The sequence below is a fragment of the Variovorax terrae genome (genome assembly GCF_022809125.1).
Taxonomy (GTDB): domain Bacteria; phylum Pseudomonadota; class Gammaproteobacteria; order Burkholderiales; family Burkholderiaceae_C; genus Variovorax_A; species Variovorax_A terrae.
This window is the reverse complement of sequence record NZ_JALGBI010000003.1, coordinates 661,835-688,795: the sequence shown is the minus strand read 5'-3', so window position 1 is coordinate 688,795 and position 26,961 is coordinate 661,835. Positions and strand designations below refer to the sequence as shown.

General features: G+C 69.9%; 25 protein-coding genes and 1 pseudogene. 3 read left to right on the top strand and 23 right to left on the bottom strand.

Going from position 1 to position 26,961, the window contains the following annotated elements:
- Positions 1 to 26 precede the first annotated feature (26 nt).
- From MMF98_RS22620 to MMF98_RS22610, 3 genes are all read left to right on the top strand, one after another.
- Positions 27 to 2,504: a DUF1631 family protein gene (locus MMF98_RS22620; RefSeq protein WP_243309593.1), complete on the top strand. Its 2,478-nt coding sequence runs from the start codon at positions 27 to 29 to the stop codon at positions 2,502 to 2,504.
- A gap of 121 nt (positions 2,505 to 2,625) precedes the next feature.
- A complete protein-coding gene (locus MMF98_RS22615; protein ID WP_243309592.1) occupies positions 2,626 to 2,850 on the top strand; it encodes a cysteine-rich CWC family protein in 225 nt (74 codons plus the stop codon).
- A 123-nt stretch (positions 2,851 to 2,973) separates the two neighbouring features.
- Positions 2,974 to 3,969, top strand: coding sequence for an AraC-like ligand-binding domain-containing protein (locus MMF98_RS22610; protein ID WP_243309698.1), 996 nt, complete (start codon positions 2,974 to 2,976; stop codon positions 3,967 to 3,969).
- 7 nt (positions 3,970 to 3,976) lie between these two features.
- Here MMF98_RS22610 and MMF98_RS22605 read toward each other — a convergent pair whose 3' ends face one another.
- The 23 genes and pseudogenes from MMF98_RS22605 to MMF98_RS22495 form a co-directional block, all read right to left on the bottom strand.
- Complete coding sequence (locus tag MMF98_RS22605) at positions 3,977 to 4,714, bottom strand: ABC transporter ATP-binding protein (RefSeq protein ID WP_243309591.1); 738 nt, start codon at positions 4,712 to 4,714, stop codon at positions 3,977 to 3,979.
- The gene (locus MMF98_RS22600) at positions 4,711 to 5,421 is read right to left on the bottom strand and encodes an ABC transporter ATP-binding protein (RefSeq protein ID WP_243309590.1); all 711 of its coding nucleotides are present in this window, start codon (positions 5,419 to 5,421) and stop codon (positions 4,711 to 4,713) included. Before MMF98_RS22600 ends, MMF98_RS22605 begins: the two co-directional genes overlap by 4 nt.
- Entirely contained in the window at positions 5,418 to 6,527 is a 1,110-nt protein-coding gene (locus tag MMF98_RS22595; protein ID WP_243309589.1) for a branched-chain amino acid ABC transporter permease, read from the bottom strand. The genes MMF98_RS22600 and MMF98_RS22595 overlap by 4 nt, the downstream gene beginning before the upstream one ends.
- Before the next feature lie 14 nt (positions 6,528 to 6,541).
- Complete coding sequence (locus tag MMF98_RS22590) at positions 6,542 to 7,411, bottom strand: branched-chain amino acid ABC transporter permease (protein WP_243309588.1); 870 nt, start codon at positions 7,409 to 7,411, stop codon at positions 6,542 to 6,544.
- A 42-nt stretch (positions 7,412 to 7,453) separates the two neighbouring features.
- Positions 7,454 to 8,722, bottom strand: coding sequence for an ABC transporter substrate-binding protein (locus MMF98_RS22585; protein ID WP_341481340.1), 1,269 nt, complete (start codon positions 8,720 to 8,722; stop codon positions 7,454 to 7,456).
- A 71-nt stretch (positions 8,723 to 8,793) separates the two neighbouring features.
- Positions 8,794 to 10,296 carry an aldehyde dehydrogenase family protein gene (locus tag MMF98_RS22580; RefSeq protein ID WP_243309587.1) on the bottom strand — a complete coding sequence of 501 codons (1,503 nt, stop codon included), beginning with the start codon at positions 10,294 to 10,296 and terminating at the stop codon, positions 8,794 to 8,796.
- Between the two features lie 46 nt (positions 10,297 to 10,342).
- Positions 10,343 to 10,744 (bottom strand): nuclear transport factor 2 family protein, encoded by a 402-nt coding sequence (locus tag MMF98_RS22575; protein ID WP_243309586.1) that lies wholly within the window; start codon positions 10,742 to 10,744, stop codon positions 10,343 to 10,345.
- A gap of 9 nt (positions 10,745 to 10,753) precedes the next feature.
- Positions 10,754 to 11,542: a MoaF C-terminal domain-containing protein gene (locus MMF98_RS22570; protein ID WP_243309585.1), complete on the bottom strand. Its 789-nt coding sequence runs from the start codon at positions 11,540 to 11,542 to the stop codon at positions 10,754 to 10,756.
- Between the two features lie 31 nt (positions 11,543 to 11,573).
- Positions 11,574 to 12,409, bottom strand: a pseudogene (locus MMF98_RS22565) (SDR family NAD(P)-dependent oxidoreductase).
- Positions 12,410 to 12,462: 53 nt separating this feature from the next.
- Positions 12,463 to 14,097, bottom strand: a complete 1,635-nt coding sequence (locus tag MMF98_RS22560; protein WP_243309584.1) for a GMC family oxidoreductase — start codon at positions 14,095 to 14,097, stop codon at positions 12,463 to 12,465.
- A 451-nt stretch (positions 14,098 to 14,548) separates the two neighbouring features.
- Positions 14,549 to 14,794, bottom strand: a complete 246-nt coding sequence (locus tag MMF98_RS22555; RefSeq protein ID WP_243309583.1) for a DUF2274 domain-containing protein — start codon at positions 14,792 to 14,794, stop codon at positions 14,549 to 14,551.
- Positions 14,791 to 16,077, bottom strand: coding sequence for a TraB/TrbI/VirB10 family type IV secretion system protein (locus MMF98_RS22550; RefSeq protein WP_243309582.1), 1,287 nt, complete (start codon positions 16,075 to 16,077; stop codon positions 14,791 to 14,793). Before MMF98_RS22550 ends, MMF98_RS22555 begins: the two co-directional genes overlap by 4 nt.
- 2 nt (positions 16,078 to 16,079) lie before the next feature.
- Entirely contained in the window at positions 16,080 to 17,072 is a 993-nt protein-coding gene (gene trbG, locus MMF98_RS22545; RefSeq protein ID WP_243309581.1) for a P-type conjugative transfer protein TrbG, read from the bottom strand.
- On the bottom strand, positions 17,069 to 17,773 hold the full coding sequence (trbF, locus tag MMF98_RS22540) for a conjugal transfer protein TrbF (RefSeq protein ID WP_243309580.1): 705 nt from the start codon (positions 17,771 to 17,773) through the stop codon (positions 17,069 to 17,071). The genes trbG and trbF overlap by 4 nt, the downstream gene beginning before the upstream one ends.
- A 12-nt stretch (positions 17,774 to 17,785) precedes the next feature.
- The gene (gene trbL, locus MMF98_RS22535) at positions 17,786 to 19,147 is read right to left on the bottom strand and encodes a P-type conjugative transfer protein TrbL (RefSeq protein ID WP_243309579.1); all 1,362 of its coding nucleotides are present in this window, start codon (positions 19,145 to 19,147) and stop codon (positions 17,786 to 17,788) included.
- Positions 19,144 to 19,476, bottom strand: coding sequence for a hypothetical protein (locus tag MMF98_RS22530; protein WP_243309578.1), 333 nt, complete (start codon positions 19,474 to 19,476; stop codon positions 19,144 to 19,146). Before MMF98_RS22530 ends, trbL begins: the two co-directional genes overlap by 4 nt.
- 12 nt (positions 19,477 to 19,488) lie before the next feature.
- The gene (gene trbJ, locus MMF98_RS22525; RefSeq protein WP_017677040.1) at positions 19,489 to 20,214 is read right to left on the bottom strand and encodes a P-type conjugative transfer protein TrbJ; all 726 of its coding nucleotides are present in this window, start codon (positions 20,212 to 20,214) and stop codon (positions 19,489 to 19,491) included.
- Positions 20,211 to 22,664: a conjugal transfer protein TrbE gene (gene trbE / locus MMF98_RS22520; protein WP_243309577.1), complete on the bottom strand. Its 2,454-nt coding sequence runs from the start codon at positions 22,662 to 22,664 to the stop codon at positions 20,211 to 20,213. Before trbE ends, trbJ begins: the two co-directional genes overlap by 4 nt.
- Before the next feature lie 12 nt (positions 22,665 to 22,676).
- Positions 22,677 to 22,949 carry a VirB3 family type IV secretion system protein gene (locus MMF98_RS22515; protein ID WP_003103993.1) on the bottom strand — a complete coding sequence of 91 codons (273 nt, stop codon included), beginning with the start codon at positions 22,947 to 22,949 and terminating at the stop codon, positions 22,677 to 22,679.
- Positions 22,946 to 23,329, bottom strand: a complete 384-nt coding sequence (locus tag MMF98_RS22510; RefSeq protein WP_003103996.1) for a TrbC/VirB2 family type IV secretion system protein — start codon at positions 23,327 to 23,329, stop codon at positions 22,946 to 22,948. Before MMF98_RS22510 ends, MMF98_RS22515 begins: the two co-directional genes overlap by 4 nt.
- A complete protein-coding gene (gene trbB / locus MMF98_RS22505) occupies positions 23,326 to 24,378 on the bottom strand; it encodes a P-type conjugative transfer ATPase TrbB (protein WP_243309576.1) in 1,053 nt (350 codons plus the stop codon). The genes MMF98_RS22510 and trbB overlap by 4 nt, the downstream gene beginning before the upstream one ends.
- Entirely contained in the window at positions 24,375 to 24,839 is a 465-nt protein-coding gene (locus tag MMF98_RS22500; RefSeq protein WP_003111089.1) for a ribbon-helix-helix protein, CopG family, read from the bottom strand. Before MMF98_RS22500 ends, trbB begins: the two co-directional genes overlap by 4 nt.
- Positions 24,836 to 26,842 carry a conjugal transfer protein TraG gene (locus tag MMF98_RS22495; protein ID WP_243309575.1) on the bottom strand — a complete coding sequence of 669 codons (2,007 nt, stop codon included), beginning with the start codon at positions 26,840 to 26,842 and terminating at the stop codon, positions 24,836 to 24,838. The genes MMF98_RS22500 and MMF98_RS22495 overlap by 4 nt, the downstream gene beginning before the upstream one ends.
- Between the last annotated feature and the right edge of the window lie 119 nt (positions 26,843 to 26,961).

The window sequence follows — 26,961 nt, the reverse complement described above, 5'->3', positions numbered from 1 at the left end:
TAAACTCGGGCCAACCGTTTTTCGCCATGGCTTCGCATCCCCCCATTCTTCAGCAGTGCTTCCAGGCCGCCGCCGCCGCCTCGAAACCGGCGCTGGAGCATTGCGTGGACCATGCGGTGTCGGTGCTGCAGCAGGCCGAACACAAGAGTGTCAAGGCAGCGGAGCGCAATGAGCTTGCACTGGCCTGGCGCGAGCTGCTCGCGCAGCGAACCGACTGGGGCCAGCGCTACCCGCGCGACCTGCTGGCGGCCTTCCAGGCGGCCGCGGCCGAGCCGGCCCCGGCCCGGCCCGAAGCGCCGGTGGCGGCCCGCAGCGGAGCAGGCAAGTTCTCGCTGGTGGACGACTCCCAGGTGGTGGAGGCCATCGAATCCTCGCGCCTGCTGCAGCAGGTGCTGCCCGTGGTCGACCAGACGCTGTCGGAGCTCGACACCCTGATCAGCTCGGCCCTGGGCCTCGCCAACGTGGCGCCCGAGCGCAACCCGGTGCGGCCCGAGATCTTTGCGCAGGTGCTGCGCACGCTGATCGGCAGCGCGGCGCAGGCCGAGCCGGCCGTCGGCGCCCTGTGGCTCCGGCACATGGCCGAGCCGCTGGGCCGCGAACTCAAGGCGCTGTACGAGGGGCTGGTCGAACTGCTCAAGCGCGCCAACGTGCGCGCCGCCAGCTACCGCGTGCTGCAGGCCCCGGCCAGCGTGGGCAGCCGGGGCCCGGCGGGTGCCGGCACCGCGCCTGGCACGGCCCCTGGCGCGGCCGGCCCCGGCACAGGGGGCGCTGGCGCCAAGCCGCCGTCCCAGTACGCCGACCTGTCGGCCCACGACATCAACGACGCGCTGTTCCAGGACTTCCTGTTCCACGGCGGCGGCCATGCCCAGCACGGGCTCGCGCCCTCGTACTACGCGGCGGTCGACCAGGAACTGGCCGCGCTGAAGGCCACGCCCGACAGCGCGCAGGACGACTGGTTCGACGAGCCGCCGCCGCAGTACCAGGCCCTGCCCGCGGTCGACCGGCCGCCGCGCTTCGTCGACGTGCTGAGCCAGCTCAGCTCGCAGATCTGGGGCGTCTACGGGCGCGCCCGCGAACGGGCCCTGGTGCGCACCCAGCTGCGCAAGGACGCCACGCGCGTGGGCCAGGTGCTCGGCCTGGAGGTGGTGCGCAAGGTCGTCAACCAGGTGGCGCAGGACCCGCGCCTGCTGGTGCCGGTGCGCGAGGCCATCGTGGCGCTGGAGCCCTCGCTGCTGCGCCTGGCCATGGTCGACTCGCGCTTTCTCAGCGACGAGCGCCATCCGGCCCGGCGCCTGATGGAGCAGGTGGCCCAGCGCAGCTTCAAGTACAACGACGAATTCAGCTCCGAATTCGCCGCCTTCTTCCAGCCCGTCGCCGAGTCGTTCAACACGCTCAACCAGGTCGAGGGCATCGAGGATGCCTCGCCCTTCGCCACGGCGCTGAGCCAGCTCGGCGCGCTGTGGACGGCGCAGGACCGCCAGGAGCACGAGCAGCACGGCGACGTCGTTCAGGCCATGCGCTTCGCCGAGGAGCGGCAGGCCATGGCCGACCAGATCGCCTGGAACCTCAGCTCGCGCACCGACCTCGACAACGTGCCCGGCGTGGTGCTCGACTTCCTGTTCGGCCCCTGGTCGCTGGTGATGGCGCACGCGCGGCTGACCGACCGCCACAACCAGATCGATCCGCAGGGCTTTGGCTCGGTGGTGCCCGACCTGCTGTGGAGCGTGAAGAAGGAAGTCACCCTGCGCCGCCCCGTGCGGCTGATCGAGATGATCCCCGGCATGCTGAGCACCCTGCACACGGGGCTGGACCTGCTGGGGCAGGACCCGCGCGAGAACCAGCCGTTCTTCGACGCCATGATGAAGCTGCACCGCCCGGTGCTCAAGCTGCGCCGCGCCAAGAGCCGGCGCGATGCGCAGGAATCGGCCTCGATGGACCTGCTATCCGCCCCCATGGAGCTCGAATCCGCCGCGATGGTGCTGGAGGATGCGGAAGACCTGCCCATGGCCACCGCCGAGCAGCGCACCCCCAAGGCGGCCGGCCAGCCCTGGCTCGGCCCGCAGGAACTCGATGCCGCCGGCTTCGAGGACACGCTGCCGTCCGACCTCGGCGTGCTGGCCCCCATACCCAACGACTCCGTCGCGGCCGCGCTGGCCCCGGCCCTGCCCGACGCGCCGCCGGCCGCCAGCCCCGGCGACGACGCCCCGCTGGACCCGGGGCAGATCCTGCTGTCGCTGCGCGAGGGCAGCTGGGTCGACCTGTACTCCAAGCGGCGCTGGCTGCGCGCCCAGCTGATCTGGGCCAGCACCAAGGGCACGCTGTTCATGTTCGTGAGCCATGGCGGCCAGCCCCACTCCATGACCAAGCGCAGTTGCGAGCGCCTGATCCGCGACCGCCTGCTGCGCCCGGTGGACGCGCACGAGGTGGTGGCCCACGCCCTCGACGCGCTGGCCCAGCCGGCGGCCGGGCCTTCCTCGGTGCCGGCCGAACTGCAGGCCGCCTGATTACTATCGTTTTGATAGCACCAAAGAACCACCCCGCCTGGACATCAGGCCCATTTGATTCAAAAAAAGCCCTCACGGGCCTGTGCAGGCCCGCTGGCCTACACTGAAGCCCCGTCCCGCCATGTCCACCGCCCCCGATCCCCGCCGCTGCCCGCTGTGCGGCCAGCCCAACGACTGCGCCATGCAGCGCCAGCGCGACACGGGCGAGCCGCAGCCGCCATGCTGGTGCACCACGGTGCGCTTCGAGCGCGTGGTGCTCGAACGCATCCCGACCGAGGCACGCCGCCTGGCCTGCGTCTGCCGCGCCTGCGCCACGGCCGCCACCCCCGCGCCGCCCTCGGCCTGAGCCGCCGCGCCCGGCCCGACTGGTGTTTTCCCTAGCGCCGCAGCGGGGCCGGCCGCCGACAATGAATTACTTAACATATTCATCATCGGCACAGCGCCGGCACCGTGCAGCGCTGCCCGTTCTATCGTGGACGCCCGCCACTTCACCACCCGCCATGCCCTGCCTCAGGAACGCGCCCAATGCTGGGGCGAGGCGGTCACGCGCTATTTCGGCCACCTCGACGCACACTGCGAGGAGCCCGAAGCCTTCGAGGCCCAGATGCAGGCCTACCAGGTCGGCCCGCTGCGCGTGTTCAGCATCAGCGCCTCGGGCAACGACGTGGAGCGCCCGCCGCGCCACCTGCGCGACCACGGCTCGGACTACTTCAAGCTGCTGCTGCAGCTCGAAGGCCGCAGCGAGATCATGCAGCGCGACGCCACCGTCACGCTCGGCCACACCGACTGGAGCCTGTACGACCCGGCCCAGCCCTACTGCATCCACAGCCCGCGCCGCTACAAGCACCTGGTGGTGCAGATCCCGCGGCCCAAGCTGCAGGGCTTCGCCGTGCCCAACCTGCACACCTCGCAGATCGGCGACGTGCAGTTGCAGGGCCTGTTCCGCCTGCTGGCCTCGTTCCTCGGTTCGCTGTCCGACCAGTTGCCCACGCTGCCGGGCGCGGCCGGGCTGCCGCTGTCGGAAACCATCGTCGGCCTGCTGAGCTCCACGCTGGCCGCGCACCAGAACGCCTACGGCGAGCACGTGTGCCTGCCGGCCGTGCTGCGCGCGCGCGTCAAGCAGCACGTGCAGGCGCACCTGGTGGACCCGGAGCTGTCGCTGGACCGCATCGCCGAGCAGATGCGCTGCTCCAAGCGCTACCTGCACCGCGTGTTCGAGGAGGAAGGCGTCACGCTGGACCGCTACATCTGGCACAGCCGCCTGGCGCGCTGCCGCGACGCGCTGGCCGAGGCCGCCAGCAGCGGCGCGCGCGTGTCGATCGCCGAGATCGCGTTCCGCTGGGGCTTCAGCAGCCAGGCGCATTTCAGCCGCGCCTTCAAGGAACGCTACGGCCTCACGCCGCGCGAGTTCCTGCAACGCGGCGAGGCCGGCGACGGCCAGCCCTCATCCCTCACCACACACTGAAGCCCGCTCAGGCCGCGAGATAGCTGCTGTGCAGGATCTCGGGGTGCGCGCGCAGCTCGGCCGCGCTGCCCTCGAACGCCACGCGCCCGCGCTCCAGAACATAGGCGCGGCTGGCCACCGCCAGCGCCACCGTGGTGAACTGCTCGATCAGCAGCACGCCCACGCCCTGGCGCGCCACCGCCTGCACCACGCCGGCCAGCCGCTTCACCACGGCCGGCGCCAGGCCGAGCGAGAGTTCGTCGATGGCCAGATAGCGCGGCCGCGCCACCAGCGCCTGCGCGATGCAGACCATCTGCTTCTGCCCGCCCGACAGCAGCCGGCCCGGCGTGTCGCGCTTGGGCATCAGTTCAGGGAACAGCGCGAACATCTCCGCCACCGCGGCGCGCGCCTGCGGCGCCGGCAGCGCGGTGGCGGCGGCCAGCAGGTTGTCCTGCACCGACAGGTCGCCCAGCACGCGATGGCCCTCGGGCACCACCGCCACGCCCTGCGCGCGCACCGCCTCGGGCCGCCGCAGCGCCAGCGGCCGGCCGTCCAGCCGCACCTGGCCCGCGCTCAGCGGCAGCACGCCGGCCAGCGCCATCACGGTGGTCGATTTGCCGGCGCCGTTGGCGCCCACCAGGGCCGTGACCTCGCCGCGCGCGATGCGCAGGCTCACGCCGTGCAGCACGGGCTTGCCGCCGCGCTGCACCATCAGTTGGTCGAGTTCCAGCTCCCTGCCTGCGCCAGCATCCATCACTGTCGTCATGCTTCCGCTCCCAGGTAGGCGCGCTGCACGGCCGGGTCCTGCAGCACCTCGCGCGTCGGGCCCAGCGCCAGCCGGCGCCCGAAGTCCAGCACCAGCGTCTCGGCGCAGGTGTCGGCGATCAGGTCCACGTCGTGGTCGATCAGCAGCACCTGCGCGCCGCAGAACGCCGGGATGCCGAGCAGCACCTCGCGCAGCCGCATGGCCTCGTGCTCGGTCAGGCCGGCGCCGGGCTCGTCCAGCAGCAGCAGGCGCGGCCGGCCCACCAGCGCCTTGGCGATCTCCACCATGCGGCGCTCGAACAGGTTGAGCCGCGCCCCCGCCCGCGTGGCCGCGCCGGCCAGCCCCACATGGCCGAGCACGCGCGCCACCTGCTCGAAGGCGCTGCCCGCGCCGGCCGGCACGTGGTCGAGCACGGCCTGCACGTTGTCCCACACGCTCAGGTCCTCGACCACCTGCTCGGTCTGGAACGAGCGGCGCAGCCCGAAGCGCACGCGCTGCGCCGGCCGCAGCGCCAAGAGCTCGGTGCCGTCCACCGTCACCTGCCCCTCGGCGGCCCACACCAGGCCGCTAAGCACGTTGACCAGCGTGGTCTTGCCTGCGCCGTTGGGCCCGATCAGGCCGCACACCGGCGCGGCCAGCTCGGCGCTCAGCGCGTCGATGGCGCGCACGCCGCCGAAGCGCACCGTGAGGTTCTCGATTCGGATCATGGCCTCCCCTCCCCCTGCGCCGCCGGCCGCAGCCGGTGCCCCAGCGCCCCGGCCAGCGCCAGCCACTGCCCGGCGATGCCGCCGGGCGCCGTGACCAGCGCATGCAGCAGCGCCGCACCGAAGAAGATCTGCGCCAGGAAACCGTTGACGTTGAAATCGGTCAGCAGCGCCGGCACGGCGCGCAGCAGCAGCCCCGCGACCACCGCGCCCAGCCAGTGGTAGGCGCCGCCCACCACGCTGAGCGCGAACATCATCACCGAGTCGCCCGCCGTGAAGGCGCGCCCGTCGAGCTGGCCCACGCCGCCGGCCAGCAGCGCGCCGCCGGCGCCGGCGCAGAAGCCCGCCAGTCCGAAGGCCCAGGTCTGGTACAGCAGGATGTTGACGCCGGCTGCCGTGGCGGCCGCCTCGCCGCGCCGGATCAGCGCCCAGGAGCGGCCGGCCCGCGTGCGCCGGTGCAGCTCCACCAGCGCCAGCACGGCGGCCAGCCAGGCGGCGGTGTAGCGCAGGTAGGCCGCGTCGGACAGCGCCAGCGCCGGGCGCGGCATCAACAGCCGCTCGCTGCCCATCATGCGGCCGAGCCAGCCAGCGCCGCCGTCGGGAAAACCGATGGCCGTCGCCAGCACCTGGAAGCCGCCGGCCATCATGAGCGTGACCAGCGCCAGGTACAGTCCGCGCAGCCGCAGCGCCGGCAGGCCGGCCAGCATGCCGATCAGCGCCGCGCTCAGGCCGCCGGCCAGCACGCTCAGCTCGAACGGCCACTGCAGGCCGTGGCTCAGGCGCAGCGCCACCCAGCCGCCCGCACCCAGCAGCGCGTGCTGACACAGGCTCACCAGGCCGAGCTGGCCGTACAGCAGCGCCACGCCGGCCACCGCCACCGACAGCGCGAGCGCCGAGGTCAGCGTCTTGATCCAGTAGGCATTGGCCAGCCACGACGCGAGCAGGCCAAACAGCAGCACCGCGCACACCATGACGGCGAGCGAGCGCCAGGCCTGGCGCGACACGCCGGCCAGCGCGCGGTGCAGCGCCGCGGCATCGGGCGGCGCTGGGGCCGCCTCGGCGCGCGCGGCGGTGCCCAGGGCGGCGAACGAGGAGGGAGCGAGCGACATGGGCTGCGGGCGGTTCAGGCCTTGCGGGCCGTGTTGCGGAAGAACAGGATGGCCACCAGCGCCACCAGGAAGGGCGTGGCGGTGCGGTAGGCGGCGAAGCCGGGCACCGTGATGGCCAGGGCCTCCAGCACGCCGATGCCCAGGCCCGCCGCCACCGTGGCCGGCAGCGAGTGCAGCCGGCCCAGGATGGCGGCGGCGAAGGCCGGGATCACGAGAAAAGTCAGCAGCGTGGCCTGCAGCCGCACCATGTTGGCCAGCAGCAGGCCGCACACACCGGCGAAGGCGCCGCTGAGCACCCAGGCCACGGTGTCCACCTGCAGCACGCGGATGCCCAGCAGCGCGCTCAGGTCGCGGTCGTTGGCCAGGGCGCGCATCTTCAGGCCGATGCGCGTGCGCGACAGCAGCAGCCCGATGGCCAGCACCATGAGCCCGGCCAGCGCCAGGCCGATGAGCCGCGTGTAGGTCAGCCGCACGTCGCCCAGCGCGGTGGCGAACTCCACGCCGTCGGCGTCGGTGGGCAGGCTCAGGCGGCGCGGCTGCTCGTCCCAGTACCACTCGGTGAAGCCGGTCACGATGAGCGCGAAGCCCAGCGTGGCGATGCTGCGGATGGTCGGCTCGCGTTGCGCCAGCAGCGGCGCCAGCAGCCGGCCGTAGCCGAGCGACAGCGCCATCGAGCTGGCCACGCAGGCGGCGCAGGCCAGCGCCAGCGGCCAGTCGCGCTCCAGCGCCGACCAGGCCACGTAGGCGCCCAGCGCCCCGATCGCCCCGAAGGCGAAGTTGAGCACGCCGGCCGAGCGGAACAGCACCACCAGGCCGACGCCCGACAGGGCATACACCGCCCCCAGGCCCAGGCCCGAGACGAAGAAGGGAAGAAGCGTGTCCACGGCGGAGGGGTCTCGCGGGGCGGGGATCGAGGCGGCGGCCCGTTACCTGAGGCTCATCTTCTGTTCGTCGGCCCGCACGTCCGCCAGCTCGGGGTCGTCGGCCGTGAGGCAGGGCGCGGTGAGGGTCCAGCCGTTGCCGGCGGACTGCATCATCGGGCCGCTGTTGTTGGCGTTGTGGCGCTGGCCGGCGCCGATGTAGAACGGCTTGCACAGGATGTCGCTCTTGAAGCCGCTGACCTTGCGCAGGGCCTCGCCGACCGTGGCGCGGTCGAGCTTCTTCGGGTCGAGCTTGAGCAGCGTCTCGGTCAGCAGGCGCGCGGCCAGGTAGCCGGCCTGCGAGAAGGTGTCGCGCGGGTCGCCCTTGGTACCGTACTTGTCCATCACCGCCAGCCAGTTCTTGTTGTCGGGGCCGGCCGACTCCAGCGGCTGGAACTCCAGGTTGGTGTCGAAGTTGCCCTTCCAGTAGGCGCCGATGGCCTTGGGCACCTCGACGTTGTAGGCCGGCGCGGCCGACAGGAAGCGGATCTTCTTGCCCAGGTTCTGCTGCTCGGCGGCGCCCAGCATGGGCACCAGGATGCCCTTGGGCACGTTGAAGATCACGGCGTCGGGCTTCTTGGCGGCGGCCTGCAACACCACCGAGGTCGGGTCGGCCGAGCCCGGGTCGATGGTCAGCGTCTCCACCTCCACGCCGTTCTTGCGGCCCCACTCCTTCGGGCCCTCGCAGGCCCAGTTGCCCAGGCTCGGGATGTTGGGGATGATGCAGACCATTTTCTTCGCCTTGTACTTCTGCGCCGCGTACATCGCGGCCACGGTGGCCGAGACGCGCGGGCCGGCGTTCAGCGGCACGTAGTTCTTCGCGAAGAAGCACTCGCGCGGCACGCCGGTGCCGGCGATCACCATCACGTCTTCCTGCGCGTACATCTTGGCGTTGGCGCCGCACTCCACGAAGCTGGTGTTGCCGGCCATGGCCAGTACCTTGCGGTCCTTCACGAGCTTGGAGGCCACCTGCGCCGCCACCTCGGGGTTCCACTGGTCGTCGGCCACGATGTACTCGACCGGCCGGCCGTTGATGCCGCCGTTCTCGTTGACGCACTTGAAGTAGGCCGCGGCCGCCGCGCCCGAGGCGCTGAAGTCGTCCGGCCCGGTCTTGCCGACCACGGCGCCGATCGGGATCGGCTCGCCGGTGGCTTTCTTGCCGTTGTTCAGGCCGCAGGACTGGGCGGCGGCGCTGCCGCCCCACAGGGTGGCGGCCAGGCCCAGGGCGGCCAGGGCCAGCGGACGGGATGCGGGAATGCGGGTGGCGATCGTCATGGTGGTGTCTCCTCTTGGGTGGAGCCCCGGCCGCGGAGCGGGGCGGATGGAACGCGCGGTGTCTTCTCGTCTCAGTACGCGATGCACACCGACTTGAGTTCGGTGTACTGCTCGATCGCGGCGCGCCCCAGGTCGCGGCCGTAGCCCGACTGCTTGTGGCCGCCGAACGGCAGGTTGTTGTCCAGCATGTTGTGGGTGTTGACCCAGACGATGCCGGCCTTCAGGCGCGGCACCACGCGGTGCACGCGCGACAGGTCGTTCGACCAGACGCTGGCGGCCAGGCCGTAGGGCGTGTCGTTGGCCAGCGCCAGCGCCTCGTCCTCGTCGTCGAAGGGCATGACCGCGACCACCGGGCCGAAGATTTCCTCGCGCACGATGCGCTGGTCCGGCGCGGTGTCGGCGAACACGGTGGGCTGCACGAAGTAGCCGCCGTCCAGCGCGCGCCGGCCGCCGGCCACCAGCCGCGCGCCCTCGGCGCGCGCGCCGTCCACGTAGGCCATCACGCGGTCGAGCTGGCGCTGCGACACCAGCGGCCCGATCTGGGTCTGCGGGTCGAAGCCCGAGCCGATGCGCAGCTGCGCCGCCTGCGCCGCCAGCGCCTCCAGCATCTGGGCATAGCGGGCGCGCTGCACGTACACGCGCGAGCCCGCGGTGCAGACCTGGCCCTGGTTGAAAAAGATGCCCATGGCCGCGCCCTGCGCCGCGCGCTCGGGGTCCATGTCGTCCAACACGATCATGGGCGACTTGCCGCCCAACTCCAGCGTGAAGCGCGCCATGCGGTCCAGCGCGGTGTGGCCGATGGCCTTGCCCACGGCGGTGGAGCCGGTGAACGAGATCTTGTCCACGCCGGGGTGCGCCACCAGGGCCGCGCCGGCCTCGCCGCCGCCCGTGACCACGTTGAGCACGCCGGCCGGCAGCCCGGCCTCCTGTGCGAGCTGGGCCAGGCGCAGCGCGGTCAGCGGTGTTTCGGGCGCGGGCTTGAGCACTACGGTGCAGCCGCAGGCCAGCGCCGGCGCCACCTTCCACAGCGCGATCGCCAGCGGGAAGTTCCAGGGCACCACGGCCGCCACCACGCCCGCGGGCTCGCGCTGCGTGTAGGCGTGGTAGCGGGTGCCGGGCGGCACGCCGATCGAGGTGTCGAGCGTGCTGCCCTCGATCTTGGTGGCCCAGCCCGCCATGTAGCGCACATGCTCGGCGCCGGCGCCGACGTCGATGGCGCGGGCGATGCCCAGCAGCTTGCCGGTCTCCAGGGTTTCCAGCGCCGCCAGTTCGTCGCCGTGGGCCTCGATCAGGTCAGCCAATCGGCACAGCAGGCGCTCGCGCTCGGCCGGGCGCAGGCCGGTCCAGGCGCCGTTGTCGAAGGCGCGGCGCGCAGCCTGCACGGCGCGGTCGATGTCGGCCGCCCGGCTGTCGGCCACCTCGGCCACCAGCAGTTCGGTGGCAGGGTCGCGCACCGGCAGGTAGCCGCCGTCGTGTGGCGCCACCTCGACGCCGTCGATCCAGTTGCCGAGCCGGCCCCGGTCCAGCAGGCCCAGGCTGCGCAGGTGCTGCTGGGTCAGGTCATTGAGTTTCATGGTGGTAACGTCCCCTGGAAATGAGATGGAAGCGGTGGCGCGTTCTTCAGGCCACGGCCTGCGCCACCAGCAGCGTGTCGGTGAATTGCTCGAAGGCCGTGACGCGGCCGCCGTGTAGCTGCCAGACATGGGCCACGCGCGCGGTGAACGACCGGCCGCTGGCGCGGTGCGTGCCGCTGTACTGCCCGGTGGCCAGCACGGTGGCGCCGGCGTCGTACAGCCGCTCCAGCGTGAAGCGGTAGTCCTGCCAGTCCGCCGCCAGGCGCTGGAACACGTGTTCGACCACGGCCTGGGCGCCCACATAGGTGCCGGCGCAGGGAAAGCCCGCCATCTCGGTCCAGCGCACGTCGGGCGCCATGTCGGCCAGCATGCCGTCGAGGTCGTGGCGGTCGGATGCGGCGTAGTGGTCCGCGATGATCTGGTGGGGGGTGCGTGCGGTGGTGCTCATGGGGTTCGTTCAGGCCGGCTGGATGCCATCGGGGTAGACGCTGCGCGAGAGCTCGTGGATGAAGGCGCCCGCGGGGTTGTTGGCCACGCAGCCGGCGCCCGTGACGCCGAGGAACTTGCCGGTCGAGCGCAGGGTGTCGAAGTTGAAGAAGAAAGTCGAGGCCACCGGGATGATGAACTCGCGGAAGGTGAACAGGTACTGGTTCTCGGCGAACTGGAACACGGTGGACAGGTCCACATCGCCATGGCCGCGCTGCTCGCCCTTGAGGCACTGCCAGGCGTAGCGCGTGGAGCTCAGGTAGGTGTGCTCGTAGACGTGGTGGGGGCTATACGTCTGCAGCGTGCGCAGGCCGATCAGGTCGCGCGAGGGGTGCGGCACCAGGCCGCTGGCCGCACTGGCGTCGCGCCCGAGCGTGCCGACCAGGAACTCCTGCGCCACGCGCGGCTCGGCGCCGGCTTCCTCGGCGCTGCGCACGCGCGCCGGCACGGCCAGCGCGCGCCGCGTGGCACTGTTGAACACCAGCGTCAGCGCCTCCAGCGAGCGCTGCTCGAAGGTCATATCCACGAACCAAGTCTGTGGCGCCACTTCGATCACCTCGCACCAGTCGTGGCCGCGCTCGCCGCGCCACGACCAGCCGACCCGATTCGGGCCCTCGATGTCGAGCGCGAGTTCGCTGCCCGGCAGCGCGAACAGCAATGGCTGGCCGACCAGCGCCGCGCTCGGCGGCAGGCGGTTGGTGTCGATGCCGGCAGCGAAGTCCTCGTAGTTCTTCCAGCCAGCGGGGGCGTTCTGGGCCATGGGGGGTCTCCTTGGGGTCGGGTTGCGTGGTTCAGTCCGGCACGAAGGCCAGGGTGGGCAGGTCGACGACGCTGGCGCCGCCATCGACCATCAGCGAGGTGCCGGTGACCATGCGCGCCTGCGGCGACGCCAGGAACAGCACGGCGTCGGCCACGTCGGCCGGTTCGGCCGGCTGGCGCAGCGGCACGTCGCGCGTGACCAGGCGGTAGGCGTCCTCGCGCGAGGCCAGGCCGCGCAGCGCGCGCAGGGCATCCATCTGCTCGTCGGCCATGGCGGTGCGCACCCAGCCCGGGCAGACGGCGTTGACGCGCACGCCCTGGCGGCCGTAGTCGCGCGCCAGCGAGCGGGTCAGGCCGATCAGCGCGTGCTTCATAGTGACGTAGCCCACCACGTCGGGGCCGGCGAAGTGGCCGGCCAGCGACGACAGGATCACGATGCTGCCGCGCCGCGCGATCAGGCCTGGCAGCGCCTCGCGGGCGCAGACGAACGCGGTGTCCAGGTTCAGCCGCGTGGCCTGGGCCCAGCTCGCGTCGTCGGTCTGCAGCGCGCTGCCCAGGCCGTGGCCGCCGGCGTTGGCCACCAGCAGGTCGACACCGCCCCAGCGCTCGGCCGCGGCGGCCAGGCCGCGCCGCACGTCGGCCGCATCGGCCGCGTCGCCCTCCACCACCAGGCCGCCCAGCGGCGCGGCCACGGCTGCAGCGGCGCGCGCCGGCGCCCCATCAGGACCACGTGGCCGCCGGCGGCGGCGAACTGCGCTGCCACCGCGGCGCCGATGCCGGTGCCACCGCCGGTGATGAAGGCGACCCGGCCCTCGAACGGCCGCGCGGCAGGCGCGGATGATGGTTGTTGTTGTGCTTGCGGTGACACGGTGCTGGTCCTCCTGCTCCTGGGTGTCGGTAAAAACGTAGGCTCAATCACCGTCATGCCGCATCGGCCAGCGCGAACTCGGCGCAGCGCTCGGCGATCATGATGGTGGGGGCGTTGGTGTTGGCCGAGATCAGGCGCGGCATGACCGACGCATCGGCCACGCGCAGCCGCCCGACGCCCTGCACGCGCAGCCGGGTGTCGACCACGGCGCGCGCGTCACCGCCCATGCGGCAGGTGCCCGCCGGGTGGTAGACGGTCTTGGCGTAGCGGCGCACGTGGGCTTCGATCTGGGCGTCGCTGAGTTCGTCCTCGGCCGCGGGCAGCAGTTCGTGCGCGATCAGCCGTGCCAGCGAGGGCGCGCGCAGGATGCGGCGCGCCAGCCGCACGCCGCGCACCAGGGTGGCCACGTCCTCGGGCACCTGCAGATAGCCGCCGTCGAACAGGATGGGGGCCATCGGGTCGGCGCTGCGCAGCCGCACCTGCCCGCGCGAGCGCGGGCGCAGGAAGCAGGGGTTGAGCGAGATGCCGTGCCCCGGCAGCGGCTCGCGCCCGACGTCGCCCGCCAGCACGGGCAGCACGTGGAACTGCACGTCGGGCCGGCCGCTGCCGGCGGTGTCGAAGAAGCCGCCGCTCTCCACCACCGTAGAGGTCAGCAGGCCGCTGCGGCACAGCTCGTACTGCAGGCCGTGGCGCAGCGCCTTCAGGCCGCGGTCCTGCCCGGCCAGGCTGATCGGGGTGCGGCAGCGGCCGTAGACGGACACCTCCAAGTGGTCCTGGAAGTTGGCGCCGACCTCGGGCGCCTGCACCTGCGGCGCGATGCCCAGTGTCTGCAGCGATTCGCCCGGGCCGATGCCCGAAAGCAGCAGCAGCTTCGGGCTGGCCAGCGCGCCGGCGCTCAAGATGACTTCGCAGCGCGCCGTGGCGGCGTGCTGCGAGCCGTCGCCGCAGCGGTAGTCCACGCCCTCGGCCTGGCCGCCGCGCAGCCGCACGCGCAGCACGTGGGCGCCGGTCACGACCTTCAGCAGCGGCGAGCGCCGCACCGCCGCCAGGTAGGTGGCCGCCGTGCTGCCGCGCCGGCCCTCGAAGGTGGTGGACTGGTAGAAGCCCACGCCCTCCTGGCGCGCGCCGTTGAAGTCGTCGTTGTAGGGCACACCGGCCTCCTGCGCGGCCCGCACGAAGGCCATCGACAGCGGGTGGCGGTGCCGCGCGTCGCTCACGCGCAGCGGGCCGTCGGTGCCGTGCAGCGGGCCAGACAGGCGCTCGTTGGCCTCGGCGCGGCGGAACGCCGGCAGCACGTCGTCCCAGCCCCAGCCAGTGCAGCCGCCGGCGCGCCAGTCGTCGTAGTCGGCCGGCGTGCCGCGCGTGTAGACCATGGCGTTGACCGAGCTGCCGCCGCCCAGCGTGCGGCCCTGCGGCACATGCATCACGCGGCCGGCCGCGGCCGGCTGCGGCTCGGTCTCGTAGAGCCAGGTACGCTCGGTTCCGATCACGCGCACGAAGGTGGCCGGCATGTGCACGAAGCGGCTGTCGTCCGCCGGCCCGGCCTCCAGCAGCAGCACGCTGCGGCCGGCCTGCACCAGCCGGCAGGCCAGCACGCAGCCGGCCGATCCCGCGCCGACCACGATGAAGTCGAAGCTGCCGGCGTCCGCGGTGCGCGGCCCGGCAGCGGTGTTGCCCGTCTGTTCCATGGGTGGGGAGTCTGGCCGCGCCCGGGGCTGCGGCGATGCCCTGGTCACTGGCGGTCAAGCAAATGTGCGCGCGGGATAAAAAGCCCCCACGCTCGCCCACTGCGTGTAGCCGCTGCTCCCCGGGAGGGGCCGCTTTTTGCCCTGGGAGTGGCCCCGCGGCAAAAAAGTGCCGGTGTCAAGTCCTTTGCGCAAATCACGCAGAGCTTGAAACCGTATATGGGACAGTAGGTTAGCTCGTTTTCAGACCACTTCGCGGAAGTGCGGCCTCGTGGGCTAGGAGCCACATAGGAGCGTCGGGAGAGAAAGCCGGATCGCGCTGGGGCGTGCGAGATTGCCGAGGAACGGCGAGCTTGTCTGGCCATCATAGCCCCAATGGCTTGGCAGCATCCAGAATGACGAACGCGCAGCCCCAGGCTGCGCGTTCGATGGATGACGTTGGGATGCGACGCCATCATGTCGGCTTCGATGGCGCGCTCCGCGTGGCCGTGCCCTTCCTGAATCCCCGATCCCCCGCCATGAACGCCTCCAGCATGTGCGGGATCAACTTCTCGGCATCGACGGCTTCGCCATACGCCTGCGCGTGCAGCGCGGCGTAGCGGTCGAGGTCGGCTTTCAGGCTGGCCGGGCAGGCAAAGGTCAGCTTGACGTTCTCGGTCTTGGGCAGCGGCCCGAGCCGCAGTTTCTTGGTCGTGCTCATTGCGAGGATCCGCGGTTGAAAAACAACGGCTGGTAAGGGCGCAATACCAAGTCACGCCCCACGATCACCCGAACCGGCAACCCCGGCCGCGCCGTCAGGGTCGGCTGGATGTTCATGTTGCGCCGGGTGATCTCCTGGCCGATTTGGTTGATGCTGTCCTGTGCGCTGTCGCGCCCGGCGATGATGATCCGGTTGCCGTCCTGGCGGCTCTCCGGCGCAGCCAACTCGGCGCCGACGCCCAGCAGCGTCGTCAGCACCGCACCCCCGACGATGCGTTTCCAGTGCCAGTCCACATCGTCTTCCAGGCCGGCATAGCCGGCCGGGTCGGTGCCCACAAGGTTGTCGAGCGTCAGCGATGACGTGTCCGGCAGGATAATCCGGTTCCACACCACCTGAACTCGGCTCTGCCCATAGCTCACTTGGCTGTTGTAGCGCCCGAGGATGCGCGATCCCTGCGGGATCAGCAGGAACTTGCCCGTGGCCGTGTCATAGACCGGCTCCGTCACCGTGGCGATCACGTCGCCGGGAAGATCGGACTTGATGCCTGTCACCAGCGCACCGGCGATCACCGTTCCGGCCATGACCTGATACGGCGACGCCGGCAACGCCAGATTGCCGGAATTGCGGGTTTCCGTAGAGCCAGCTTTCAGGAACGCCTCTTTCTGGTCTTGCCGGTTCTGCACGGTCGTCGGGTCGGCGGGCTGGGCCGCCGTCGAGGCAGGCCCGGCAGCGAGAGGGTCGAAGGCCGCGAGTGTGTTTGAAACACCAGGCGCACCCGGTGCAGCTTGCGCGACCGTGGCGGCGGCCTGACCCTGGCCGCCCGAGCGGAAGAACACCGACGAGGCCGCCGCCGCGTCCGCCTCCTTGCGCAAGGCATCTTCGGGATCATGGCCTGGCGGCGAATAGCCCGGCATCACCGGCTGCTGCGACGCGACGATGGCCGGGCCAAGGTCGCCGGGCAACGGCGGTCCCAGCTCGGGCACATCGGGCGGCAAGGCTGGCGGCAGCTTCGAGTAGTCCGTCGGCAGCGCATCCAGCCCTTCGGACTTCGAGACGCGATCGACGTTGTAAAGCTCGGTTTGCTCGCCCGCACTGCGTCGCTGCGGTTGTAGCGACCAGATCGTGGCCCCAAGGACGGCGACCGACAGGCCGCCGACGAGGATGGCCAGCGTGCGCCGGTTCAGGCGAGTGACCGGGCGCGGCTGGGCGCGCAGCGCCACCGCTTCCGGCGCGACCTTGCCTGCCTGCGGCGTGGCGAGGTCGGGGGTGTCATCCTGGCTCATGGTCAGTTCCTCCGCGCAACGCCGTCCGTGCGCTCAATTCGCACCACGTCGCCCTTGTCCCCGCCCAGGCGCAGTTCGGCGGCACCGAACAGCCGATCCACGATGTAGTACGGCGAGCGGAAGCGGTAGTTGACCAGTTGCCCGTCACCTTCCGGCCCGATTACGAACAGCGGCGGCAGCTCGCCTTGCGCGATGCCGGCGGGGAACTGGATATAGACCTTCTGCCCGTCGTCGAACGCGCGCAGCGGCTTCCACGGCGGGTTGCTACCGCTGACCACGTAGCGGAAGCGCAGGTTTTCCAGCGACAAGCCGGAGTCCACCGGCGCGGCGGCGCTGGCCGCCTGCGCCTGGCGCTGCAAGGCCAGCATCCGGTCACGCGGATACTCCCAAGAAGCCGACGCCATCCACGTCTTTTCCGTCGAAGCCAACTCCAGCAGGTACGTCCTGCGGCTGGTGGTGATGACGAGATTGGTCTTGAGGCCCGAGCGGATCGGCTTGACCAGCACATTGACGCGCAGGTCGGCACCGCTGCCGCTCGACGTATCGCCCACGATCCAGCGCACGGTATCACCAGCGGCCACCGTCACCAGCTCCTCGCCCGGCTGGAGCGAAACCACGGTCACGCGGCCCACGGCTGCATAGACCTGATACAGCGCGCCATCGGTGAAGGGCCACACCTGAATCGCGTTGACGTATCCCTCGCGCGTGGGTGCGACGCGCGCCTCGGCATTGGCCCGTGAGACGCGCACCTTCTCGTCGGCCGGCTCCGGCGTAGGCTTGGCGTCCTCGGCTTCGGGCAATGGCTTCAACTGCGCCGGCATCGGCAGCACCTCGGGTACGCCCACCACCTCCACCGGCGCAGGCGGCTCGGGCAGCGGCTCGGCCTGCACCGGCTCATCGAGCGAGATGGTCGGCGGCGGTTTGCCCTGCGTGGCGCAGCCCGCCAACGCAAGCAAGATCACCGGTAAAGCGGATTTACGGAAAAGATCATTCATGGCTTGACTCCTTCGGAAGAATCCAGTTCGCGGCTCCACGACAGGCCGTTGACGTAGATGCCCAGGGGGTTCTTGCGCAGGCGTTCTTCGGTGCGCGGCGGCTGGAGCACGATGGACACCACGGCCGTCCACCGCTCCAAGCCCGCCGCAGCGCCGTTGACATAGCGGCGTTCCGTCCAGCGCACGTTGAAAGACGTGTCGCTGGCGCGCACGACGCTGGTGATCTGCACCGTCACCGACTCCTTGCCGATGCGCGCGAACGGGTCGTTGACCCGTGCGTAGTCGTTGAGCACGGCCGCGCCCTTGTCGGTCGTGTAGTCGTAGGCGTCCAGCCAGTTCTGGCGGACGACGATGGGGTCGATGGACAGTGAGCGCACCAGCGTCACGAAGCGCGCGATGTGGTGCGCGGTCTGCGCATCGTTGGGTCGGTACGGCGTGGCGGCTTCGCCCACGGCGCGTACCTGGCCCGCGTTGTCCACCTCCACCACGTAGGGCGTCACGATGGACTGCGCCGAGCGCCACACCAGGCCGCCAGCCATCAGCAGCGCAAGCGTCAGGCAGCCAAAAGCCATCAGGCGCCAGTTTTTCGCCTGGACGCGCGGCGAGCCGATGCGCTCGTCCCACACCTGGCGGGCAGCTTGGTACGGCGTGGCAGGCTGCGGCGTGTCGGCGTAGCGCACCTGCGGTTTCTTGAATCGCATGGTCAGTTCTCCTTATGAATCGGAATCGCGCAGGCTCGGCCCCTGGCCGGAGCCGCCGCCATCGCCGCCGCGCAGCGCGTGAGCGGTGGTGGTTGCGGCATGGGTGAGTTGCTGGCGGCGATGCAGCCGCTTGGCCCAAGCGGGCTGCTCCTGCGTCTGTGCAGCGGCAGCGCCTGCGGGGGCTTCGCTGGTGCCGGCTGATGCGCCAACGTCGCCATTCCATCCCTCGCGGAATGGCGCAGCCATGCGCTGTCCTGCCGCAGAGGCGCGGGATGCAGCGCCTCGCCCGGCTGCCTGCGCGCCGGTCTTGGCGACGTTGCCCAGGCCCGCGATCGCGCCCTTTGCGCCTCCGCCAGCGGCGGCGGAACCGGCCTGGAACGCCGACTTCGCACTGCTGGCCGCCGACGTGGCGGCGCGCGCACCGCTACCGGCCAGCTTGGCGGCAGCCGGAGCCATGCGCGCACCAGCAGCCACGGCGCCACCCACGCCCGTCGCGGCGGCGCCAATGGCGACGGCCGTGCCGGCAGCGCCGACAGCAGCACCGGCCATTGCGCCAGCGCCGAGCTGCGGCGCACCGGAGACGAGGCCCGTGGCGATACCGGGGCCGAAGATCCCTAGCGCCAGCAAGGTGAGCGAGGCCAGCATGATGACCAGCGCGTGGTCGATAGACGGCTCGGCGGGATGGACTTGGAACTGAGCGAACAAGCCCGAGCCGATACCGACGATCACGGCCAGCACCAGAACCTTGACGCCGGAGGCCACCACGTTGCCCAAGACCTTTTCGGCGAGGAACGCGGTCTTGTTCCAGAGCGCGAATGGCACCAGCACGAATCCGGCGAGCGTGGTCAGCTTGAACTCGATCAGCGTGATGAACATTTGGATCGCCAGTACGAAGAAGCACAGCACCACGACCAGCCACGCGAGGAACAGCACCACGATGGGATCGAGATTGGCGAACACCTCGGGAAAGCCCGCCATCTCGCCGATCTGCTTCAAGATCGGCGCCCCGGCGTCGATGCCAGTCTTGGCGAGTCGGCCCGGCTGCAAGAAGTTCTCCATCGTGATGGCCGAGCCGGTGGCGGTGATGCCCAGCCCCGCAAACGAGCGGAACACGATGCTGGCCAGCCAGTTGAAGTTGTTGAGGATGTAGGCGAAGGCACCGACGTAGAGCACCTTGCGCAGCAGCTTGGCGATCACGTCCTCGCCCTGGCCGGTGGCATGGCTCATGGCCCAATACAGGCCGGCGATCGTCATGTCGATGACGATCAGCGTGGCCGTGAGAAATGCCACTTCGCCGCGCAGCAGCCCGAAACCCGAGTCGATGTAGGTGGAGAAGGTGCTCAGGAACTGGTCGATGATGGTCACGTCATTCATGGCGTGTCCTCCCGTGGGGCGGGAACGGCTGGCGCCATGCCATCGGCCGGCTCCTCGAAGCTGGGCGGGATCGGCGGCAGGTCGGCCAGCGTCTGGTATTCATCCGGCCCGGCCTGGCCAGAGAAGAAGCGCCGCCGGAAGGCTTCGGCGGCGGCGCGGCAAGCGTCCTCGCCCGTGGCCTGCATGACCTGTTGCGGATGGGCCGCGCATTGCGCGCGCAATGCCTTGAGCCGCACGGGATCGGCGGCCAGGGCATCGGCAAGGTGGTCGGCCGGCTGCTCGCCGCAAGCGGCCAGCAGCGCGACACACAGGACGAGGACGCATCGCATGGCGGCCTCCCGTCAGTTGCCGTAGAAGTTCACGGACTGCGGCGTGTACGGCGTGCCGTCGCCCAGGAAGCGCCGCCGTACCTCGCGGGCGCGCTCCGTGGCTGCCGCCTGCCGCGCCAGTTCCAGCGACGCCGCCCGGTCTTGCGTGATCTGGAGCCGCTGCGACTGGATCGACTGCTTGGCCTGCAAGGCCAGCAACTGGTTCATGGCTTGCATCGCCTGCAACGCACCTTCGGCCGACTGGCTCTTGCCCACGAGATCGGCCAGCACGCTTTCGTCTTCGCCCAGGTTCTGCGATACCTGCGCCTGCATCTGCATGGTGGTCTGCAAGCCGTTGAGCGTGTTCCGCCAACGCTCCTGTGCGTCGCGGTACATCTGGTCGCCGCTAACGGTGGCGGCGTACTGCTCGGGATACAGGCGCGCGAACTCCCGATCGAGGTTCGTCACGTCGTAGGCAAGGCCGCGAGCCTGCGCGATTAGCCGCTCGGTCGTCGCCAGGTTGGCGCGCAACTGGTTCACCACGCTGGACGGCAGGCTGGCGAGGTTGCGCGCCTGGTTCATCAGCATCTGCGCTTCGTTCTGAAGCTGCTGGATCTGATTGTTGATCTGCTCCAGCGTGCGGATCGCGGTCAGCGTGTTCTGCACGAGGTTCGTCGGATCGACCACGACCCATTGCGCATGGGCGGTGGCAGTGCAAAGCATGGCCGCAATGGCGGCGGCGATGAGGCGCTTTTTCATGACAAGTTCTCCAGGGGTTGGTCAGCGAGGGAACCCGGCGCGAGGCCGGGGAACGAGGGCAGCAGGTCGGCCGCCCAATCGAGGCCGCGATGGCGCAGCCAGGCACCCGCGAAGCCGGGCACGCCGGCGTCCAGCAGCACGCGGTCTATGTCGCGCTGGTCTTGCGGCGTGGAAGCGCCCGCAAACGCCAGCGCCGCCGGCCCCAGGTCGAGGTCGAACAGGCGGTTGCCGAGGCGGGATTGGTAGTAGTAGTCGCGCTTGGGCTGCGCGGTGGCGACGATTTCGATCTGCCGCCTGTTGAGGCCGAAGCCCTCGTAGATCGTGCGAATCTGCGGCTCGTTCGCCTGCGGGTTGGGCAAGAAAATCCGACTCGCGCAGCTCTCGATGATCGCGGGCGCGATGCTCGAATCCTTGATGTCGGCAAGGCTCTGCGTGGCGAAGATGACGCTCACGTTCTTCTTGCGCAGTGTCTTGAGCCACTGGCGGATACGCGCGGCAAACACCGGGTCATCGAGGAACAGCCACGCTTCATCGAGGATCAGCAGCGTGGGCGCACCGTCAAAGCGTTCATCGAAACGCGCAAAGAGGTAATGCAGCACGGCCATGACGGCGGCCTTGCTGTGCATCAGCTCCTCCATCTCGAAGCACTGCACGTCGGCCATGCCCAGCCGGTCGTGGTCGGCGTCCAGCAGCTTGCCGTGGGCGCCACCCAGCACATAGGGCGAAAGCGCCTGCCGCAGCGTGTTCGATTGCAGCAGCACGAAAAGTCCCGTCATCGTGCGCTGCTCCACCGGCGCACCGGCGAGACTTCCCAGCGCCGACCAGATAGCCGCCTTCTCGTCGGGGCCGACCGCCACACCTTCGTGCAGCAAGCGGCCTTCGATCCATTCGGCGGCCCAGGTGCAGTAGCCCTCACGGTCGATGCGCGCGAGTGGCTGGAAGGCGATTTCGCCATCCGTGCCCAGGTCGTAGTGTTCGCCGCCCAGGCCGAGGATGGCGGCCCGCATGGAGCGGCCCATGTCGAAGGCGAAGATGCGCGAGCCGCGATAGCGGCGGAACTGCATCGCCAGCGTGGCGAGCAAGACCGACTTGCCCATGCCGGTCGGGCCTGCGACCAGCGTGTGGCCCACGTCGCCGATGTGCGTCACCAGCCGGAACGGCGTGGCGCCATCGGTGCGCGTGACGATCAGCGGGGGGCCGTCTAGGTGTTCGTTCTTCTCCGGCCCAGCCCATACCGCCGACACCGGCATCAGGTGCGCCAGGTTCAACGTCGAGACGATGGGCTGGCGCACGTTGGCGTAGGCGTTGCCGGGAATCGAGGACAGCCACGCATCGACTGCATTGAGCGTTTCGGGAATCGTCACGAACCCGCGCCCCTGGATGACGCGCTCCACCATGCGCAGCTTCTCGTCTGCGACGGCGGCGTCCTCGTCCATGACGGTGACGGTCGCCGTCAGATAGCCGAAGGCGACTTGATCGCTGCCCAGCTCCTGCAAGGCAGCGTCGGCATCGGCGGCCTTGTTGTTGGCGTCGGTATCGACCAGCGGGCTTTCCTGCTGGAAGATCGTTTCGCGCAGCAGCGCGATGACGTTCTTGCGCTTGGCGAACCACTGGCGGCGCAGGCGGGAAAGCTCTTTTTCCGCCTCGGCTTTGTCGAGGCAAAGAAAGCGCGTGCTCCAGCGGTACGCAAAACCGAGGCGGTTGAGGTCGTCCAGAATCCCCGGCCAGGTCGAGGTCGGGAAGCCCCGCACCGACACCACCCGCAGGTGCTGATCGCCCAGCATGGGCGCCAGGCCGCCGACCAGCGCGGAATCGGTCAGCAGCGCGTCGATGTGGAACGGCACTTCGGGCACGCCCACGCGATAGCGCCGCGTCGAGACGGTCGCGTGCAGGTAGGTCAGCGTCTGCGCGTCATCGAGCCAGGCGATTTCCGGCATCACGCCATCGAGCAGGTCGAAGACGCGATCCGTTTCCGCCACGAAGGCATCGAGCCGGCCACGCCAATCCACGCCTTCGGTGGGCCGGTTCTCGTACAGCATCCCGGCCGCACGGGCGCGAGATTCTTCCGGCGGCAGGTAAAGCAGCGTCAGGTGATAGCCGCTCTCGAAGTGATGGCCCGACTCCTCGAAGGCGGCCCGGCGTTCTTCCTCCACCACCCACGAAAGCGGCTCGGGAAACTCCGAGTGCGGATAATCGGCCGCAGGCCGGCGCTCGGCTTCGATGAATAGCGCCCAGCCCGATCCCATGCGGCGCAGCGCGTTGTTCAACCGCGCCGACGTGGCGATCAGCTCGCCTTGCGTCGCGCTGTCGAGGTCAGGCCCGCGAAACCGGGCCGTGCGCTGGAAACTTCCGTCCTTGTTCAAGACGACGCCCGGTGCGACCATCCCGGCCCAGGGCAGCCAGTCGGCAAGCAAGGCCGGGCGCTGGCGGTATTCGGCAAGGTTCAGCATGGCAGCGTCCCCTCACACGTCCAGCAGCGGGCGATGCTTGATGTGCCGGGCGAAGACCTGCATGAACTGCGGATCGACGCGCGCACCCCACACCGCCAGCGAATGGCCGACGATCCAGAGCACCACGCCGGGAATCCACAGTTGCAGGCCCAGGCCGACAGCGGCGGCCAGCGTGCCGTTGGCGATCGCCACGGTGCGCGGCGCACCGCCAAGCAGAATCGGCTCGGTCAGCGAGCGATGCAGCGGCACCTCGAAGCCGTCCGCGAAGGTGTCCGGGGCACTCATACGACCGCCCCCCCGGAGAAGCTGAAGAACGACAGGAAGAAGCTCGAAGCGGCGAACGCGATGGACAGACCGAAGACGATCTGGATCAGCTTGCGGAATCCGCCGGACGTATCGCCGAACGCGAGCGCGAGGCCCGTGGCGATGATGATGATGACCGCGACGATGCGCGCCACCGGCCCCTGGATGGATTCGAGGATGGATTGCAGTGGGCCTTCCCACGGCATCGAGGAACCGGCGGCCTGCGCGGTTCCGGCCAGGAACAACAGCAGCGCGGCCAGCAACAGCCCTTGCCCCGCAGGGCGGGCCAGGCAGCGCAGCCGCGCAAGACGCAAAGCCGGATTTGCAGAAAAACGGAAAGCAGGAATGGTCATCTGCGTCATGGCAGTTCTCCAAGTGAGTCAGGGGCTGGGGAAGTCGCCGCAGCGGGTGCGGCATCGGGACGTGGCGGCAACGCAGGAAACGGCGTTTCCAGCGCGTCCGCCAGTTGGTAGCCCACGCCGTCGAAGCCGACGACGCGGGCGATGCTCTCGATGCGGCGCTTGCGCCCGCGTCCGGCGATGTGGATCACCACGTTGACTGCCTCGGCGATCAGCGCACGGGGCGGATTCACCGCCACTTCGAGAATCAGTTGTTCCAGGCGCAGCAGCGCGCCGAGCGCGGAGCCGGCATGGATCGTGGCGATGCCGCCCGGATGGCCTGTGCCCCACACCTTGATGAGATCCAGTGCCTCGGCGCCGCGCACCTCGCCGACGACGACGCGATCAGGCCGCAGGCGCATGGACGAGCGCACCAGCTCGGTCATCGACACCACGCCTGCGCGGGTGCGCAGGGGAACGTGGTCGCGGGCCGCGCATTGCAGCTCCACCGTGTCTTCGAGCACCAGCACGCGGTCGCCGGTGGCGGCGATTTCGGCGAGCAAAGCATTGGCGAGCGTGGTCTTGCCGCTGCTGGTGGCGCCGGCAATCAGCACGTTCTGCCGCTCGCGCACGGCGCGAACGAGAAAGCCCGCTTGCGCGCTGGTCATCATCCCGTCGATGACGTACCGCTCCAGCGGAATCACGCCGATGGCGCGCTTGCGCAGCGCGAAGGCCGGCCCTGGCGCTGCCGGCGGCAAGATGCCCTCGAAGCGTTCGCCGGTTTCGGGCAGCTCGGCGGACAGCAGCGGCTGGCCGCGATGGACTTCTGCACCGACGTGGGCCGCGACCAGGCGGATGATTCGCTCGCTGTCCGCCTCGGGCAGTTCCACGCCCATCGGCGCGCGTCCACTGGAAAGCCGATCCACCCAAAGGGTGCGATCAGGATTCAGCATCACCTCCACCACGTCCGGGTCTTCGAGCGCGGCGGCGATCAGCGGCCCCATCGCCGTGCGCAGCATCTGGATGCGGCGGTCGAGCGACATGGCACTCATGGACTGCGGAACGGCGCTCATGACGCACGCTCCTGCGCTTGCGCGGCTGCCGCCGCGTCTTCCATCCGCATCGGGTCGGGATGCAGTTCCTCCACGACGTCGCGCACCAGGCTGCGGCCCCGCAGCAGGTGGCGGCCAAGCTGCTCGGTGAATTGCTCGAAGCGCGCTTTGCCCTGCGCGCGTGCCGCGTCTTGGTGCGCCTCGGGAACCGGCGTGCTCACGGTCAGGTAGTAGCGGATGAACAGCGCCAGCGTTTCGATGGCGATGTTCTGGTCGCGCTCCATGCGCTCGGCTTGGCGCGACAGGCGATCAAGCCGCTTGGCAATAGCCGCCTCGCGCTGATCGGCAGCATCGGGCGACAGCCACGATGCGAGCGCCGCCGCGACGATGGACGACTTGGACACGCCTTTCTTGGCGGCCAGCTCATCGAGCCGCTTGGCGTGCTCGGGCTGGATGAACAGGTTGAGGCGGTAGTGGCTCATAGCTCGATTCCGTCGTTGGGGTCGAGGGAAGCCAGCCGGGCCGTGCGCTGCATGGCTGGATCGAGCTGGCGCGGAAGGGGAAGCGGCAGGTCGTCGTCGTCATCGAGCAGACCGAGGTCGGCCGCGGGCGCGGCCAACTCGGGGTCGTAGGCGACGGCTTCGGAGAGTTCGGGCTGACGGCGCGGGCCGCCGTCGTCGGCGGTCAAGCTCCCCAGGCCATCGGCGGATGCCGTCGCCGGTACGGCAGGCGTTGGCGGAATCGCCAGCCCGCTCCAGTCATCCGGGCGCAGCGGCGGCGCGTCGGCGTACTGCCCGTCCGCCAGGGTGGGCGGTGGCAGCACGCGACGCTTGAAATTGGCGTCCGCGTAGTAGCGCAGCTTCTTGGCCTTGATCGGCGCGACGCTGGACACCATCACCACCGCCTCGTCAGGCGGAAGCTGCATCACCTCGCCCGGCGTCAGCAGTGGGCGCGCTGTTTCCTGCCGCGACACCATCAAGTGGCCGAGCCACGGGGCCAATCTGTGGCCGGCGTAGTTGCGTTGCGCGCGCAGCTCGGTGGCGGTGCCGAGGGTTTCCGAAATCCTTTTCGCCGTCCTTTCGTCGTTCGTCGCAAACGTCACGCGGACGTGGCAGTTATCGAGGATGGAATGGTTCTGCCCATACGCCTTGTCGATCTGGTTCAGGCTTTGGGCGATGAGGAAGCTGCGGATGCCGTAGCCCGCCATGAAGGCCAGCGCCGTCTCGAAGAAGTCCAGGCGCCCCAGCGCCGGGAACTCATCGAGCATCAGCAGCAGCTTGTGGCGACGCTCGATACCGTCGGAGCCATCGAGCGATTCGGTGAGGCGCCGCCCGATCTGGTTGAGGATCAGGCGAATGAGCGGCTTCGTCCGCGAAATGTCCGAAGGCGGCACCACTAGGTACAGCGACACCGGATGCTCCGCAGCGATCAGGTCGGCAATGCGCCAGTCGCAGCGCGAAGTGACTTCGGCTACCGTCGGGTCGCGGTACAGGCCGAGGAACGACATGGCGGTGCTCAACACGCCGGAACGCTCGTTGTCCGACTTGTTGAGCACTTCGCGCGCCGCCGAAGCGACAACAGGATGCGGCCCATCGCTCAGGTGGGACGTGGTCATCATCCGATGCAAAGTCAGCTCGAACGGGCTGGCCGGTTCGGAGAGGAAGTTGGCGACGCCGCGCAACGTCTTGTCTTCGCCCGCGTAGAGCACATGCAGGATGGCCCCGACCAACAGCGCATGGCTGGTCTTCTCCCAATGGTTGCGCTTCTCCAGCGCACCTTCGGGATCGACCAGAATGTCCGCGATGTTCTGCACGTCGCGCACTTCATGCGCGCCGCGCCGCACTTCCAGTAGCGGGTTGTAAGCCGCCGACTTCGCATCGGTCGGGTTGAACAGCAGGCAGTGGCTGAATCGGCTGCGCCAGCCGGCGGTGATCTGCCAGTTCTCGCCCTTGATGTCGTGGATGACGGCCGAAGCGGGCCAGGACAGCAGCGTCGGCACTACCAGGCCCACGCCCTTGCCCGACCGCGTGGGCGCGAAGGTCAGGACGTGCTCTGGGCCTTCGTGACGGAGGTACTGGCGATCATGCTGGCCCAGGAACACGCCGGCAGGCTGCGTGAGGCCGGCCTTGCGAATGTCTTGCGCGTTCGCCCAGCGCGCAGAGCCGTAGGTCGTGACCAGGCGCGCTTGGCGCGAGCGCCATACCGACATGGCAATGGCGACGACCACCGCGACCATACCGCTGGCGCCGGCAATGGCGCCGCCGGTGTCGAAGACCTCCGGCGCATAGGCACCGAAGAAGAACCACCACTCAAACAGCTTCCACGGGTGGTAGATCGACGTGCCAAGGAAGTCGAACCAGGGCGAGCCAAGGCGTACTTGATAGCCAAGGGCCGCTGCTGTCCATTGTGTGGCGCCCCACACGCCGGCGATCACGATGCCGAATACCACGGCGATCTGACCGAACAGCACGTTCGTCCCTTGCATGACCTGGCCTCCGATTTCTCCTGAGCTGATTCCTCATGGAAAGAGCGGCACAAAGGCGTGCCGCAGGCGTCAGGATCGGTGCCGGGTCAGTGCCGGTCAAAGACCGTTTTCAGCAGAAA

Excerpts from the sequence above, each read along its gene's own strand:
- MMF98_RS22620 (WP_243309593.1), top strand. The coding sequence starts at position 27 with ATGGCTTCGCATCCCCCCATTCTTCAGCAGTGCTTCCAGGCCGCCGCC.
- MMF98_RS22615 (WP_243309592.1), top strand. The coding sequence starts at position 2,626 with ATGTCCACCGCCCCCGATCCCCGCCGCTGCCCGCTGTGCGGCCAGCCC.
- MMF98_RS22605 (WP_243309591.1), bottom strand. The coding sequence starts at position 4,714 with ATGACGACAGTGATGGATGCTGGCGCAGGCAGGGAGCTGGAACTCGAC.
- MMF98_RS22600 (WP_243309590.1), bottom strand. The coding sequence starts at position 5,421 with ATGATCCGAATCGAGAACCTCACGGTGCGCTTCGGCGGCGTGCGCGCC.
- MMF98_RS22595 (WP_243309589.1), bottom strand. The coding sequence starts at position 6,527 with ATGTCGCTCGCTCCCTCCTCGTTCGCCGCCCTGGGCACCGCCGCGCGC.
- MMF98_RS22585 (WP_341481340.1), bottom strand. The coding sequence starts at position 8,722 with ATGACGATCGCCACCCGCATTCCCGCATCCCGTCCGCTGGCCCTGGCC.
- MMF98_RS22580 (WP_243309587.1), bottom strand. The coding sequence starts at position 10,296 with ATGAAACTCAATGACCTGACCCAGCAGCACCTGCGCAGCCTGGGCCTG.
- MMF98_RS22575 (WP_243309586.1), bottom strand. The coding sequence starts at position 10,744 with ATGAGCACCACCGCACGCACCCCCCACCAGATCATCGCGGACCACTAC.
- MMF98_RS22570 (WP_243309585.1), bottom strand. The coding sequence starts at position 11,542 with ATGGCCCAGAACGCCCCCGCTGGCTGGAAGAACTACGAGGACTTCGCT.
- MMF98_RS22560 (WP_243309584.1), bottom strand. The coding sequence starts at position 14,097 with ATGGAACAGACGGGCAACACCGCTGCCGGGCCGCGCACCGCGGACGCC.
- MMF98_RS22555 (WP_243309583.1), bottom strand. The coding sequence starts at position 14,794 with ATGAGCACGACCAAGAAACTGCGGCTCGGGCCGCTGCCCAAGACCGAG.
- MMF98_RS22550 (WP_243309582.1), bottom strand. The coding sequence starts at position 16,077 with ATGAGCCAGGATGACACCCCCGACCTCGCCACGCCGCAGGCAGGCAAG.
- trbG (WP_243309581.1), bottom strand. The coding sequence starts at position 17,072 with ATGAATGATCTTTTCCGTAAATCCGCTTTACCGGTGATCTTGCTTGCG.
- trbF (WP_243309580.1), bottom strand. The coding sequence starts at position 17,773 with ATGCGATTCAAGAAACCGCAGGTGCGCTACGCCGACACGCCGCAGCCT.
- trbL (WP_243309579.1), bottom strand. The coding sequence starts at position 19,147 with ATGAATGACGTGACCATCATCGACCAGTTCCTGAGCACCTTCTCCACC.
- MMF98_RS22530 (WP_243309578.1), bottom strand. The coding sequence starts at position 19,476 with ATGCGATGCGTCCTCGTCCTGTGTGTCGCGCTGCTGGCCGCTTGCGGC.
- trbJ (WP_017677040.1), bottom strand. The coding sequence starts at position 20,214 with ATGAAAAAGCGCCTCATCGCCGCCGCCATTGCGGCCATGCTTTGCACT.
- trbE (WP_243309577.1), bottom strand. The coding sequence starts at position 22,664 with ATGCTGAACCTTGCCGAATACCGCCAGCGCCCGGCCTTGCTTGCCGAC.
- MMF98_RS22515 (WP_003103993.1), bottom strand. The coding sequence starts at position 22,949 with ATGAGTGCCCCGGACACCTTCGCGGACGGCTTCGAGGTGCCGCTGCAT.
- MMF98_RS22510 (WP_003103996.1), bottom strand. The coding sequence starts at position 23,329 with ATGACGCAGATGACCATTCCTGCTTTCCGTTTTTCTGCAAATCCGGCT.
- trbB (WP_243309576.1), bottom strand. The coding sequence starts at position 24,378 with ATGAGCGCCGTTCCGCAGTCCATGAGTGCCATGTCGCTCGACCGCCGC.
- MMF98_RS22500 (WP_003111089.1), bottom strand. The coding sequence starts at position 24,839 with ATGAGCCACTACCGCCTCAACCTGTTCATCCAGCCCGAGCACGCCAAG.
- MMF98_RS22495 (WP_243309575.1), bottom strand. The coding sequence starts at position 26,842 with ATGCAAGGGACGAACGTGCTGTTCGGTCAGATCGCCGTGGTATTCGGC.